This window comes from Rhodoferax sp. AJA081-3, assembly GCF_017798165.1.
GTDB lineage: Bacteria > Pseudomonadota > Gammaproteobacteria > Burkholderiales > Burkholderiaceae_C > Allorhodoferax.
On record NZ_CP059068.1, the window covers coordinates 3,407,325 to 3,421,116 of the forward strand.

The window sequence follows — 13,792 nt, forward strand, 5'->3', positions numbered from 1 at the left end:
CTGTTCAGCGGGCCTTTTTCACGTGTGAAGCCCATCCAGTTCTGCGTTCCCGACCATGACCTCCACCAGCACCGTACACACCTCCGCCCTGCACTCCCTGCCCCTGCTTGCCCGTGGCAAGGTGCGCGACAACTACGCCGTGGGCGACAACCGCATCCTGATGGTGGCCAGTGACCGCCTCTCGGCCTTTGACGTCATCATGGGTGAGCCCATTCCGGGTAAGGGCAAGTTGCTGACGCAGATGGCGCTATTCTGGTTCGACAAACTGGGCCCCAAGGGCCTGAACATTTGTCCCATCCACCTGACCGGCGAAACGCCCGAGAGTGCGGTGCAGCCCGATGAAGTGGCCCAGGTCGAAGGCCGCTCCATGCTGGTCAAGCGCCTCAAACCCCTGCCGATTGAGGCGGTGGTGCGTGGCTATCTGGCGGGCAGCGGCTGGAAGGAATACCAGGAGAACGGTGCGGTGTGCGGCGTCAAGTTACCTGCCGGTTTGCAAAACGCCTCCAAGCTGCCCGAACCCATCTACACCCCCGCGGCCAAGGCGGCGGTGGGTGACCACGACGAGAACATCACGTTCGAGAAAACCGTGGAAACCATTGGTCTGGACCTGGCCACCCGTGTGCGTGACATCAGCATCGCCATCTACAAGGCCGCGGCCGAGTTTGCGCTGACCAAGGGCATCATCATTGCCGACACCAAGTTCGAATTTGGCCTGGACACCGACGGCACACTGACACTGATGGACGAGGTGCTGACGCCCGATTCCTCGCGTTACTGGCCGGTGGAGAGTTACCAGGTCGGCACCAACCCGCCCAGCTACGACAAACAGTTTGTGCGCGACTGGCTGGAGCAGGCCGTTGTAGACGGCAAGCCCTGGAGCAAGACACCCCCCGCACCGCGCGTGCCCAATGACGTGATTGCCAAGACTGCGGCCAAGTACCAGGAAGCGCTGGAACGCCTGACGACTTAAGCCAAATGGGCCTCTAGCCCCCGTGAAATAAGGGCAAAGTGCTATTAAATTAATAGTATTTCAAGGGTGAGCCGGGTCAGGCTTCATCCGGCATGTCTGGGTACAGCGGATGGTCCTGTTCCTGTGCCGTCAGCTGCACCCGCAGCGGAAAGCTGAACACACTGCCCTGCCCCAGCGTACTGCTGACCGCAATCGAACTGCCCATCAGCCGCACCAGGCGGTCGGACACCGCCAGCCCCACGCCCGCGCCGCCCAGGCGTTGCACCTCGGGCGTATCGGCCTGGAAAAACCCCGAGAACACCCGGTGCCGATCGCGCGGGGCGATGCCTATGCCGGTGTCGCGCACGGTGAACTCCAGCAGCACCGAGTCCACATCCGTTTCTTTCAACAACACCTCCACCGCCACCGTGCCAGAGGCTGTGAACTTGACCGCGTTGTCGCCCAGATTGCCCAGCACCTGCAGCAAGCGGGTATCGTCACCGTACAGGGTTGTGGGGATTTGCGGGTCGCAGACGGTGTTCACGGTGATGGGTTTGTCGCCAATCTGGTCCAGCAGGCGCTGCTGCAGCTCGGCCAGCACCAGGTCGATATGGAACAGGCCTGGCACCAGCACCAGCTTGCCCGAGGCACTTTCTGAATAGTCCAGCACGTCGTTCACGGTAGCCAGCAGGTTGCGCGACACGGCATCCATGCGTGTCACGTATTCCAGCTGGCGCGCATTGAGCCCGCTCTGGCGCAGCAGCTGCAGCAGGCCCAACTGGGTGTCGATCGGTGTACGCATTTCGCGGCTCATATGGGCCAGCAACTGGCCCTTGGCGCGGCTGGCCGAGTCGGCCCGCTCGCGGGTACGCTGCAAATCGATTTCGGCCCGTTTGCGTTCGGTGATATCTTCAAACGTGCCCACGCTGTAGACCAGTTCACCGTCCGCATTGCGCACCGGGCGCCCGGTGACACGAAAGCGCCGCGGCTCGCCGCGCACCATGATCTCCAGGTCTTCGACATTGCTTTCCTCGCCGTGCATGGCGCGGAACAGCGGGTGCAGGCCGGCGGGAAACCGTTTGCCCGTGCCCGCCACGTTGCCGCCAATGGTGTCAAACACATTAACCGGCGCATGGATGGAGAGGTGTTGGCCCAGGTCCACCAGATCAACACCCAGCACCTCCTCCAGGCGGCGGTTGCCATAGTGCACTTTGCCATCCCCATCCAGCACCAGCACACCCAGCGGCATGCCGTCCACCCACTGCAGCATGGCGTGCTCCACCGCCACCGACACCGACCGGTTGTAGACGGCCACCGCCTGGAAGACCACGGCCACAAAACCCCCCGTGCCCAGCAGCAGGGTGGCCCACGCTGTGGGCTCGCGCACATATGCGTTGAGGTCTACGCTGATCTCCAGCCAACCTGTGGTGAAGCCAACGGCCGCCGCGACCATGGCCAGGGCCGCAGCCAGCAGCATGGCCTGTGCACCCCGCGCAGGCAACAGCACATTGGCCACGATGAGGCTGCCCATCAACCACCACAGCGACGGCGCCGCCAGCCCCAGGCTCAACACTCCCGCAACACCCACCAGGTACAGCGTGGCCACAACAGCGCCTGCCTTCAGCCAGGTGGGCAACCAGCGGCGGAACACAGTCAGCGCCAGGTACAAGGCGCCCACAGCCAGGTGCAGGGTGTAGATGGGCAGCCAGCCCGTGGCCAGGGTGCGGGACAGTGAGAGCGGCACCACCAGCATGCCTATCCAGAAAACACCGCGCACCAGGCGGTTGGCCAGCTCCGCGCGGATGCTGGCCAGCTGGCGTTTGAGCTCGCTCGACAACTGGGAGGTGTCTGGGTGCATGGAATCGAACCGCAGCAAGCGGCCGGATCAGAACAGGGGCGGATTGTAAGGAAATGTAAGGTGTCTATCGCTAGGCGTATGTGCCGTGTGAAGGCCTAGGGGTTTGTCCCATGTCACATCCCAGTACCACCACGCGGCCTGGTGTGCGCCCAAAAATGGGCCTGTGTTCCCCCCCCCGCAACAACCCCTAGGAGATTTCCCATGGCTGGCAAGAAAATTCTGATGATTTGTGGTGACTACTGTGAAGACTACGAAACCATGGTGCCCTTCCAGGCGCTGCTGGCCGTGGGCCATACGGTGCATGCTGTGTGCCCGGACAAAAAGGCCGGTGACAGCATCAAGACTGCCATCCACGATTTCGAAGGCGCGCAGACCTACAGCGAAAAGCCCGGCCACAACTTTGCGCTGAATGCGACGTTTGCCGAGGTGCAGGTGGCGTCGTATGACGCGTTGTTGTTGCCCGGTGGCCGCGGCCCCGAGTACCTGCGCACCTATCCGGCCGTGGTGGCCATGGTCAAACACTTCTTCGATACCAACAAACCAGTGGCCGCCATCTGCCACGCGGCCCAATTGCTGGCTGGTGCCAATGTGCTGGAGGGGCGCACCTGTTCGGCCTACCCCGCCTGCCGGGTGGAGGTGGAGCGTGCGGGTGGCACTTATGCCGACATTGCGATTGACGCGGCTTACACGGACGGCAACCTGGTCACAGCGCCGGCCTGGCCTGCGCATCCGGCGTGGATTGCGCAGTTCCTCACCAAGCTGGGGACCAAGATTTCGCATTGAAAGCTTGGTATTCGCCCGCAGCAGAGTCAGGGTAAGCGCCGCCGTTCGTGTCCTCCGGCCTTCGGCCTCCCCCTTTACCTCACTTTGGCGCTCACCCCGACTCTGCTGCTCGACAGTGGCAACGCATTGACGCTTCTGGACTGGCACAGCATGATGGCAAGCCCAACGACCGCGTAGCAGGGAGAGCCTCACCATGTGCCAAGTCTTTATCAGCGCCGATCCGCATCTGTACGACTGCCGCGTGCGCTCCGTGCGCCTGCATGGTGTGGCCACCAGCATCCGGCTGGAAAACCTGTTCTGGAATGTGCTGGCCGATATTGCGGCGCGGGACGGCATGCGGGTGCCGCAGCTCTGCACCAAGCTGTATGACGAACTGGTGCAGGAGCGTGGCGAAGTGGACAACTTTGCGTCCTTTTTGCGCGTGTGCTGCGGGCGTTACCTGGCGCTGCAGCTCTCTGGCGGCATTCCGCTGGACGCCAGCATTCCCATCAGCAGCCTGAACGCCCAGCGTGTGCTGGCTACCGAGCGTAGCCCGGTGCAGCCCGATGGGTTTCAGGTGCGTGCGGCTTAGCGTCCCAACTCTTTCAGGTAGGTGGCCCGTGCAGCCACCGCGGTGTCGGTGAAGTCGGTGAACAGGCCATCCACACCCAGGCGGTAGAACTGCAGGTATTCAGCCTTGGGGTCACCCCTGTAGTCAAACGCCAGGCGTTTGCCCTCGTTGCGGAAGGTATAGGGGTGCACCACCAGGCCGGCCTTGTGGGCATCGGCCACCACGCTGGTGGCGGGTTGGGAGATGGTGTCGTTGTAGTTGACAACACCGTCGCCGTTCAGGTCATACATTTTCCCGGCGGAGTCATAGGTGCCTTTGACTGGCACGATATAGGGCTTCCACGGACCAATCCCGTCGGCATAGGCCTTGATGGCGGCCAGACCGGCCGGTGTCAGCATGGTGGCAAAGGTGCCGGTTTTGCCGGTGCGGGTCCAGTCATACGGGCGGTCATAGGGCGGGGCCAGTGTCACGGCACCGGTCTTGAAGTCGTAGTCATCACCGTCGATCAGCTGCACCAGACGGACCTGTGTCTTGGTGCGCAGGTACTGCAGGTTGGACACTTCAAACGACTGCACGATGACCGGCGAATCCTTCTTGGTGTAGCCGTATTCGCTGAGGATGGTCAGCAGGCGGTCTTCGAGCTTCAGGTTGGCGTCCACGTGGAAGGTGGGGTGTTTGGTCTCGGGGTAGACACCGACCACGCGGCCGGCCTTGGTGCCTTCGGTCTTGGCCAGGTCCAGCACCTCGCGTAGCGTGGGGATCTGGTACTTGCCGTTGTGCGACTGGTCGCGCTCCGCCAGTGGTTGCAGGGCGCGCAGGGTCTTGATCTCGGCCAGCGTGAAGTCGCCGGCAAACCAGCCGGTCTCGGACACACCGTCGACCATACGGGTGGTCTTGCGTGCTGCGAACTCGGGGCGTGTGGCGACATCGGTGGTGCCGGTGATGTTGGGTTCGTGGCGGGCGATCAGCTCACCGTCCTTGGTGGCCACCAGATCGGGCTCGATGAAGTCGGCACCCTGCTGGATGGCCAGGCGATAGCCCTCCAGCGTGTGGTCGGGCAGGTAGCCTGCCGCGCCGCGGTGGCCCAGCACCAGGGGGCGTGCACCATCCAGTGTCAAAAAGGGTGCGGGGCCGCTGCCACCGCAGGCGACCAGGGTTGCAACTGCTGCGCAGGTCAGAACAAAGCGAAGTTTCATGGGTCCAGTTCCAATACACAAAAGGGCCCTACTGTGCGGGCCTTGTGTGAAACTTTGAAGTCAGATTCATTGCACCCCGCGCCGCGCCTTTTGCCCTAAGCCCCGCGGCAATGCCCCAGCTCGGCAAGCATGCGCTGGCGCGCGGCCTGTTGGGGTGCACGCCAGTTGGACTGTGCACCGGTGGTGGATGGCTTGCACAGGGCGGTACCGGGGCGGGACATTTTTGACAGGGCCTCCGAGATGCCGCTCTTCGCCTTGGCCAACATGCGGTCGTCGCTCAAAGCCTGCGCCACCAGCGCGCGGTCCACCTCGTGGAACAGCAGCTTGCGGTCGCCACCAAAACCGGCGCTGCGCGCGCGGTCGTAGGTTTGCCATTGGGTTGCCAGTGCGCTGGCCGGTTGGGGCGACAACAGCAGGGACCATACCTGCACCTCCAGCGCCTGCTGCCGCGGTTGCAACCAACTGGTGGTGACCGTGTCCGGCACCTCGGCCAGCGCCTGTTCGGCCGTTTGTTGTGCCTGCACGGGCTGGCCATGCCCCACCAGAAACCACGCGAGGTCCACACGCGCCATCACGCGATGCAGGCGCTGGTCCAGCGCCCGGCGCGTGCGGTCCTGTGTGTCGGGCCGCGGCAGGCTGTCGATACGGATCTGCAGCTGCGCCTGGGCACCGGTGGTGTCGCCATGTGCATCGAGCGCACGGGCCAGTGCCAATCGGGTTGCGGCCACGGTGAAGTTGGGGTCGGTGGTCACGCCCATCCGCAGGTCCAGGGCGTCGCGCAGCAGGGCCACCCGTTCGGCGGTTGTCACATCACCGTAGGCCAGGTACTCCTTGGCCTGGGCCACGGGCTCGCGTTCCGGACCTGCAGGCTCGGCCAAATCGGCAACGATCTGGTTCAGGTGTTCACGGCGCTGGGCTTCGTCGTCCACCACCGCTGCCAGGCCGTGCAACACGCTGATACGGCGCAGGTCGCGCGCGGGCAGGGCCTGGGCCAGGGCCCATGCGGACTGGTAGTGGCGTTGCGCGGTGTCTGTGTCCTCACCGTCATGGGCTTGTTGTGCTGCGCCGATGTAGGCTGCCATGCGCTGGTCGGGCGGCAGTGTCGCGGCCTGGGCCAGCTGGGCATTCCAGTCTGGCGGTGGTGGCAGGGGCGCACGTGGGGGTTCAGGCTCCACATTGTCGGGCGGCACCCGCAGACCCGGTGTCAGGATGGCCAATGCGGTTCCCAGGTGCGGTATGGCGACAAATGCTGCGCCCAGGGGCGCCAACAAACATGCGGCGTAGATAAGCACACCCACGAATGCTTCGGCGTGGCTGGCGCGCCGCCCCAGCAGCTCGGGCAACAGGGCCGTGGCCGCGGCCGTGCGTTTGGCAAACGACCAGCTTTGGAACTTGGCATTTTGTAGCGCGCCAAAGATGCGTTGCAGGGCCTGGGGTTCGTCCAGCGCGGCATTGCTTTCGCGTGGCACGGCCAGGTCCAACTGCATGCGGTGCCATTGGTAGGGCAGGCCAAAGGCAACCAACACGGCCACCACCCGCAGCACCATATCGTCGAACAACTGGCCCAGGCCAAACAGCGCCGCGCAGCAGATGGCGGCAAATACAAAACGCAGGCGCGGGTGGCGTGCAAACACCAGCGTCTCCAGCACACGGCCGCCGTCCAGCGGCATCAGGGGCAGCAGGTTCAGGTAGTTGATCACCAGTGAGGCAATCAGGAACTCGTTGAGCCAGTCGGGGCCCGTCCAATAACCCGAGGCACTGGCCCAGAAGGCGGCGCCCGCCAGGGCAATGCCCGGTACGGGGCCAGCCAGGTAGACAAACAACTTTTCAAATGGGGTGGCCGTCTCCTTTTCTCCCGTGGCCAGGCCGCCCAGCCCCGGCACAAAAAAGACCGACACATTGCGAAAGCCGGTGAGTTTCATCGCCAGGTAGTGGCCGCCTTCGTGCAGGGCCACCACGGCCAGCACGATGGGCACAAAGGTCCACGACAACCACAGCCCACCGACCAGCAAAAACAGCAGGGCGGTGACGGTGAAAGTGATCCATTTGCTCTTGGCGCTGGACGTGGCGGCGCGGCTGGTCGCCAATTGGTTTTGGAAGGCGCGCAGGTCTGCGTCCAGACTCTGCTGCTGGGGTGGTAGGGGCTGCGCGGCATCACTGCCGTACGCGGTGTGGGGTGGGTGTGTTGCGGTGTCGGTGCCAGGCGTGGGGATGGGTGCTTGCGGCGCGCTCCAGCCTGCGCGCAGCTGTCCGCCCAGCACCTTCAGGGCCATGTGGGCCGCCGCCAGCAGCGTCAGTCGGAAGTGGCCACTGCTGTCTCCAGCCACCGGCACCAACTGGCCTTGCTGGCGCAGATGGGGCAGCAAGTCGTCAAACGTCTGGCGCAGCCGGTGGTGGACCTCCAGGCCATCGGTGCAAATCGGCACGGTGGCGGCTTGCACCCGCTGCAGGTGCCGGTGCCAGGCTTGTACCCACTGCGGCAGGTAGTCGTCCACGGTGTGCCACCGGGGCAGATCGATGGGAGAGAGGTGGCGGCAGCGGTTCAGCGTAAGCCAGTTGTGGCCATCCTCAAAACAGGTGATGAGTTGCAGCATGCAGGGCTGCTGCGGCTCGGGTGCGGGCGACGGCGACACCATGGCGTGGGTGTGGCCATCGCGGTGCTGGTAGATGTCATAAAACGTGGGCGTATCCTGGGGCGTCACCAGCATGGTCTGGACCGTGCCGCTGTAGCGGTAGGTAAAACCCAGTTGCACCAGTTCGGCGGCAGGCCGGTCCAGGATGGCGCGAACATCGGCGGGGATATCGTCCCGTACCACCGAGAGGCTGTGCGCCGGGCGCCAGCGCAGCTGGCCCAGGCGGCGCACGGCCACCACCAGCACGATGGCCACCAGTGCGGCCAGCGCCAGCAATACGACCAGTCCAATCTGTAACACCATGGCCATCGTTCCATCCCTTTCTTGCTACTTTTCTGCGGGGTGGATGATGCCACGGGCCTAAATTCGTCTATTCCCAAGGCCGGGTCGATTCACTACACTGGGCCGGTGAATGCCCAACCCAACCTGCTTCGCACCGCGCGGCGACAGCGTCCATGGCAAACCCTATGCCACGTGGTGCTCACGTCGTTGTTGGCCTGCGCGGGCTTGGCCCATGCGGATGGGCCGTTGCAGGTGGCTTTTGGGGTTTCGCGTCCGCCCTTCATCTTCCAGGAGACCCAAAGCGGAATTTCCGTGGAGTTGTTCCGCGAGGCCACACGGCGGATGGGTCTGGTTTTTAGGGCCGACTTTTATCCGAACCGGCGTCTGCAGATGGCCCTGGAGCAACCGCAATTTGATGCCGTGGTGGAAGTGCAGCCCGGCAATGCCAAGGTGTATTACTCCGCCCCCTTTGTCACCTACAGCAATGTGGTGTTGTCGCGCCTGCAGGACAAACTGGTCTTTCGTGCATGGGCTGATTTGCGCGGCCGTTCGGTGTGCGCCTGGCAGAACGCGCTAGAGCACTTGGGGCCCCAGTTTGCCAACGCCCAAAAGTCGTTCAGCCGCTACCAGGAGTTTGGCGACCAGGGTGATCAGGTGCGCCTGTGGTTGCTGGGGCGCTGCGACGTCCTGGTCATTGACCGCACTTTGGTCTTGTGGCACCTGGCCGCACTTGCGCGCAAACATCCCGAGTTGAAACAACTACCCGAGGCCGATCTGGTCATGGAGCCGGTTCCTGGCAAAAGCGACCTTGATTGGTACGTGGGCTTTCGTGACAAAACCTTGCGCAACCGTTTCGACAAAACACTGGAGGCCATGCGCAGGGATGGGAGTTACCGAAGGATTGTGGATGCCGCAATCAAAGGCAGGCCAGCGCACTAGGGCACGTGACAAGTTCATTTTGAGAAAATGTGTCTCTAGCCCGCGTGCAATATGCTTTATGTGCTACAAAAACAGTAGCGTTTGACGTCATCATCCTCCACGCCACGACGGCGGAGCCTGGATCAGACCCAGGCCCGCCGGGATGTGGACGCGGGTGAGGTCGATCAGGGCACCAACACGAAGCGACACGGTAGACTTGATCGCTTCACCCTTGCGCAGCGACACGAATCGTTGCCCCACCATGCCACATTTTGATCCCCAACCGGCGCTACGCCACGCCCTCCAGGCCGCACAGTGGGCAGGCCTGCGCTACTCGCGCGAAAGCACCCAGACACGCGCCGTGCGCAACGATGCACCCGAGAAAAACGACACCACGCTGGAAGAAGGCGCCATGTGTGAGGTGCTGATTGACGGGCACTTTGGTTATGCGGCCACAGCCGACCTCAGCAACGCTGGCCTGCAGCGCGCGTTTGACCAGGCCATAACCACCACCCGGGCAACCGCGGGCCACAAGGTGCACCCCTTCACGGATGCGCACCGCGCCGCTGTGCAGGGCGTTTACCAAAGCCCCGCGCAAAAGCCTTTGGCCACCACCCCGCTGGCGCTGATCACCGACTGTCTGTTGGCTGCGTCCAAAGCCATGGCCATTGGCGACAAAGTGGTGAACCGCAGTGCCCATGCCGCGGTGATACAGACCCACATCGACTACTACTCGACCAACGGCACGCACACCACGCAGCGTTTTGACATGGTGGACATCACCGTGGCGGCCACGGCCGCAGAGGGCATGCAAAGCCAAACCCGCACGTGGACACACACCGGGCAGTTTGGTGGTGAGGTTTTTGATGTGGCCGCTTTTGCACAACAGGGTTTGCGCGTGGCCACCGAGGCGCTGGAGTTGCTGGCGGCACCCAACTGCCCGTCGGGCACGATGGACCTGATCCTGATGCCCGACCAGATGATGCTGCAGATCCATGAGTCCATAGGCCACCCGCTGGAGCTGGACCGCATTTTGGGCGATGAACGCAACTACGCGGGCTGGAGCTTTGTGCAACCAACCGACTTTGGCACCCTGCGCTACGGGTCGCCGCTGATGCATGTGACCTTTGACCCCACCAAGCAAAACGCCATGGCCAGTTACGCGTTTGACGACGGTGGCAGCCCCGCACGCCGCGAATTTTTGATCGAAGGCGGTGTTCTCAAGCGCGGCCTGGGCTCGGTGGAATCACAAGAGCGCACGGGCTTGCCGGGCGTGGCCAACTTCCGCTCGTCCTCCTGGAACCGCGCACCCATTGACCGCATGGCCAATGTGAACCTGGAGCCCGGCACCTCTTCGCTGGACGACATGATTGCCTCGGTGGAGGACGGCATTCTGATGTCCACCAACCGGTCCTGGTCCATTGACGACTACCGCAACAAATTCCAGTTTGGTTGCGAACACGGTCGTCTGATCAAGAACGGCAAGCTGGCCGGCGTGGTGCGCAACCCCAACTACCGCGGCGTCACCGTTGATTTTTGGAACCGCCTGGGCGCGGTCGGCAAAGACGAAGCCACCTACGGCACGCTGTTCTGCGGCAAAGGAGAACCCAGCCAGGTCATACGGGTTGGGCATTCGTCACCGGCCTGTTTGTTCCGTGGCGTGGAAGTGTTTGGAGGCCAATCATGAGCCAGAGCCCATTTGTGACCACCGTGCGCCAACACTTCGATGCCGTGGCCGACTGCGTGTTGCAGAGCTTGCAGGGCGATGAGGCTGCCACGCTGAACCTCAACGCCGAAGAAACCCTGTTTGTCCGCTTCAACAACAACCGGGTACGCCAGAACACCAATGTGGAGCAGATTGCCATGGGCCTGCAATTGCAAGGTGCAGGCCGCACCGCTGCAATGAGCCGCACCCTCTCGGGCAAGGTGGAGGCTGACTGCGCCGCCATGCTGCAGATGCTGACCCAGTGCCGCGACGAACTGGCCGTGCTGCCGCCAGACCCGCACCAGGTGCCCCTAGAAAACCATGGCAGCAGCGACGAAACCTTCAGTGGCCAATTGCTGGCACCCGATGCAGTGGTAGACGCCGTGGTAGGCCCTGCGCAGGGCTGCGACATGGCCGGGCTGTATGCGGCGGGCTCCATCGTGCGCGCCAACCGCAACTCCAAGGGCCAACGCCACTGGTTTGCCACGCAAACCTTCTTCATGGACTACTCGCTTTACAACGGCTCCCGTGCGGTCAAGGGCAGTTACGCCGGCACCCACTGGGAGCCCGCGCAGTGGGCGGCCAACCTGGCGCACAGCAAGCATCTTTTGGCACTAATGGACAAGCCTTTGCAGACCGTTAAGCCCGGCCAGTACCGCACCTACCTGGCCCCGCGCGCGGTTGCCGACCTGGTGGGCATGATGGGCTGGAATGCCTTGTCGGCCTCGGCCTGGAAGCAAGGGCGAAGCCCCTTCAAAAAGCTGGCCGACAAAGAGTCGCGCTTGTCCACCCAACTGCACATCACCGAGAACTTTGGCCTGGGCCTGACCCCGCGCTTCAATACGCTGGGCGAGGTGTCCGCACCCGCGGTGCCACTGATAACAGCGGGCGAGCTGTCTACGCTGCTGATCAGCTCCCGCACCAGCAAAGAGTTCGGCCTGGTCGCCAATGGCGCCAATGAATCCGAAGGACCGCGCGCGCTGGACATGGCGCCCGGCTCGCTGGAAGAGAAAGATGTTTTGCGGCAACTGGGCACCGGCTTGTATTTGTCCAACCTGCACTACCTGAACTGGAGCGACCCTGTGTCGGCCCGCGTGACGGGAATGACACGGTATGCCTGCTTCTGGGTAGAAAACGGCGAGATCGTTGGCCCCATCAAAGACATGCGGTGGGACGAGAGCCTGTATGACGCCCTGGGCGACAAGCTGCTGGCCCTGACCACCCACACCGCCATTGACCCGGCAGTGGACACCTATTACCACCGCGCCCTTGGCGGCTCCCGCACGCCGGGGGCGCTGATCGATAACTTTACGTTTACCTTGTAGGCCGCGCGTTCCAGCGTTGAGACGCACCGGAGCCATATGTTGTGTTATTGACCGGTATTCTGTACATGCCTAGAATACTGGTCAGTATGTCTACTCTACGCCAAAGTATCGGTGAAGCCCTTCGCGCTGCCCGCATTTCCAAGCCGATGTCGCAACAGGAGTTGGCCGCGGCGGTGGGTATCAGCCGTACCACACTGGTCCAAATCGAAAAAGGCAACGACGCCCAGATGTCCAACGTGGAGAAAACCGCGCAGGTGCTGGGCCTGGAGTTTGGGATCCTTGAAGAATCGTCAGCAATGGCACGGCGCCGGACCGCGCGCTCTGAACTCCAGGCCAAACTGGCGGCATCGCGCGAAAAGCATTTAAAGATTGCAGTCCAATTCGCACTGGGCGGGCCAGAAGCCGCCGCATTAAAAACGGGTGCATTGAAGATGGTCAAGCTGTGGAGAGACAAGCAGTTGTGCAGCCCTGTCTACATCGACCGCTGGCAGCAGATATTGGAGGCCAATCCGCAGCAAGTGGCCCAAAGCCTGCTGGCGATGGATGACGATGAATGGGGACCTGCCCTACGCCAGAACACGCCGTTTGCAGTGGCCGTACCATGAAGGTCGAAGACATCGACCTGTTGCTGGGCAAGATCCGCGATAGCAGTGGCTTGGACGAGTTTGTCGTGATTGGAAGCCTATCAGCACTAGGCTTGGTCGCTGACGGCTTGCCACCCCGCATGACGTGGTCGATGGAGGTAGATGCCTACCCCGAACGCGACCCCAAACGGGCCCATGAGTTCTCCAAGCAGTTTGGTGAAAACAGCGCCTTCCACCAAGAGCACGGCTACTACTTCGATGCCGTGAGCCCCGATTTGCCAACACTGCCCGCAGGCTGGGAAAAACGCATGTTGCGCCAGGTGCTTCCCTGCGGCGTTAAGGTGAAGTATCTGGAGCCCAATGACTGCGCGGTCTCCAAATACGCGCGCTCGGAACCCAAGGATCGGGAATGGATACGGGCCGGTATCGAAGCGGGCATCTTGTCCCTGCCGACCATCGAATACCGCATGCGGGAGACGCGGTTTATGGACGATGCGGAGCACGCTATGGCCAAGTCTTCTGTGGCTGAGGACCGGTTGTGGTTTCAGGGGCTGCGCAGTCTGCCAACCTGAAACCACGCAAGTGAACGTGTGATTCAGTGCGTGGTGCAACCCTGGCGCAGGATGAAGTCAGGATTTGCCGGGTTGTAGACACTGCTGGCGGGTTGTGGCGTCTTTTCGACCAGCGTGCGCAGCGCACTGGCGCCCATTTGCAGGCGCCAATCCGCAGACTGTTCCATCTGCAGCAGGACTGGCACATCGGCGGGGCTGAAGCTGCGGGCGCACCAGGTTTTGCGGATGCTGGCAAACGTCACGCGGTAGCCGGGCGCCAGTGTGCCGTGGCCCAGCCATTGGAACTCCATGTGGGTTTCCAGCAGTTTGCAAATGCCCGCAGCGTCTGGCGTTTTCTGTGTGGCGCAGGCCAGGTTTCTGGTCCAGTCGCCTGCCCAAGCCGGTGCGGACCAGAGCATCAGGGCCAGAGTGGCAAGCTGCGGGAGCCGTTGCATGCC

The 13,792-nt window shown here is 62.8% G+C and carries 12 protein-coding genes; 8 read left to right on the plus strand and 4 right to left on the minus strand.

The window, feature by feature from the left end; translation table 11 throughout:
- The first annotated feature begins 55 nt into the window (after nucleotides 1-55).
- Entirely contained in the window at nucleotides 56-970 is a 915-nt protein-coding gene (locus HZ993_RS16000; RefSeq protein ID WP_209393740.1) for a phosphoribosylaminoimidazolesuccinocarboxamide synthase, read from the plus strand.
- A 76-nt stretch (nucleotides 971-1,046) separates the two neighbouring features.
- On the opposite strand, the gene HZ993_RS16005 is transcribed toward HZ993_RS16000, so the two are convergent.
- Nucleotides 1,047-2,807, minus strand: coding sequence for an ATP-binding protein (locus tag HZ993_RS16005; protein WP_209393741.1), 1,761 nt, complete (start codon nucleotides 2,805-2,807; stop codon nucleotides 1,047-1,049).
- Nucleotides 2,808-3,008: 201 nt separating this feature from the next.
- Between HZ993_RS16005 and HZ993_RS16010 the strand changes: the two genes are divergently transcribed.
- Together HZ993_RS16010 and HZ993_RS16015 are read left to right on the plus strand one after the other, a co-directional pair.
- Nucleotides 3,009-3,590, plus strand: a complete 582-nt coding sequence (locus tag HZ993_RS16010) for a DJ-1/PfpI family protein (protein ID WP_209393742.1) — start codon at nucleotides 3,009-3,011, stop codon at nucleotides 3,588-3,590.
- A gap of 193 nt (nucleotides 3,591-3,783) precedes the next feature.
- Entirely contained in the window at nucleotides 3,784-4,161 is a 378-nt protein-coding gene (locus HZ993_RS16015) for a ribbon-helix-helix domain-containing protein (RefSeq protein WP_209393743.1), read from the plus strand.
- Here HZ993_RS16015 and HZ993_RS16020 read toward each other — a convergent pair.
- Entirely contained in the window at nucleotides 4,158-5,336 is a 1,179-nt protein-coding gene (locus tag HZ993_RS16020; RefSeq protein ID WP_209393744.1) for a glycerophosphodiester phosphodiesterase, read from the minus strand. The two genes, HZ993_RS16015 and HZ993_RS16020, sit on opposite strands and share 4 nt — an antisense overlap.
- A gap of 95 nt (nucleotides 5,337-5,431) precedes the next feature.
- A complete protein-coding gene (locus tag HZ993_RS16025; protein ID WP_209393745.1) occupies nucleotides 5,432-8,278 on the minus strand; it encodes a site-2 protease family protein in 2,847 nt (948 codons plus the stop codon).
- Between the two features lie 99 nt (nucleotides 8,279-8,377).
- On the opposite strand from HZ993_RS16025, the gene HZ993_RS16030 reads away from it, so the two are divergent.
- The 5 genes from HZ993_RS16030 to HZ993_RS16050 all read left to right on the plus strand — a co-directional run bounded on the left by HZ993_RS16030 (nucleotide 8,378) and on the right by HZ993_RS16050 (nucleotide 13,355).
- A complete protein-coding gene (locus HZ993_RS16030) occupies nucleotides 8,378-9,190 on the plus strand; it encodes an ABC transporter substrate-binding protein (RefSeq protein ID WP_209393746.1) in 813 nt (270 codons plus the stop codon).
- 241 nt (nucleotides 9,191-9,431) lie between these two features.
- Nucleotides 9,432-10,856 carry a TldD/PmbA family protein gene (locus tag HZ993_RS16035; RefSeq protein ID WP_209393747.1) on the plus strand — a complete coding sequence of 475 codons (1,425 nt, stop codon included), beginning with the start codon at nucleotides 9,432-9,434 and terminating at the stop codon, nucleotides 10,854-10,856.
- Nucleotides 10,853-12,199: a TldD/PmbA family protein gene (locus HZ993_RS16040; protein WP_209393748.1), complete on the plus strand. Its 1,347-nt coding sequence runs from the start codon at nucleotides 10,853-10,855 to the stop codon at nucleotides 12,197-12,199. The genes HZ993_RS16035 and HZ993_RS16040 overlap by 4 nt, the downstream gene beginning before the upstream one ends.
- An 86-nt stretch (nucleotides 12,200-12,285) precedes the next feature.
- The gene (locus HZ993_RS16045; protein WP_209393749.1) at nucleotides 12,286-12,804 is read left to right on the plus strand and encodes a helix-turn-helix domain-containing protein; all 519 of its coding nucleotides are present in this window, start codon (nucleotides 12,286-12,288) and stop codon (nucleotides 12,802-12,804) included.
- Nucleotides 12,801-13,355 (plus strand): DUF6036 family nucleotidyltransferase, encoded by a 555-nt coding sequence (locus HZ993_RS16050; protein ID WP_209393750.1) that lies wholly within the window; start codon nucleotides 12,801-12,803, stop codon nucleotides 13,353-13,355. The genes HZ993_RS16045 and HZ993_RS16050 overlap by 4 nt, the downstream gene beginning before the upstream one ends.
- Before the next feature lie 23 nt (nucleotides 13,356-13,378).
- On the opposite strand, the gene HZ993_RS16055 is transcribed toward HZ993_RS16050, so the two are convergent.
- Nucleotides 13,379-13,789, minus strand: a complete 411-nt coding sequence (locus HZ993_RS16055; protein ID WP_209393751.1) for a hypothetical protein — start codon at nucleotides 13,787-13,789, stop codon at nucleotides 13,379-13,381.
- Between the last annotated feature and the right edge of the window lie 3 nt (nucleotides 13,790-13,792).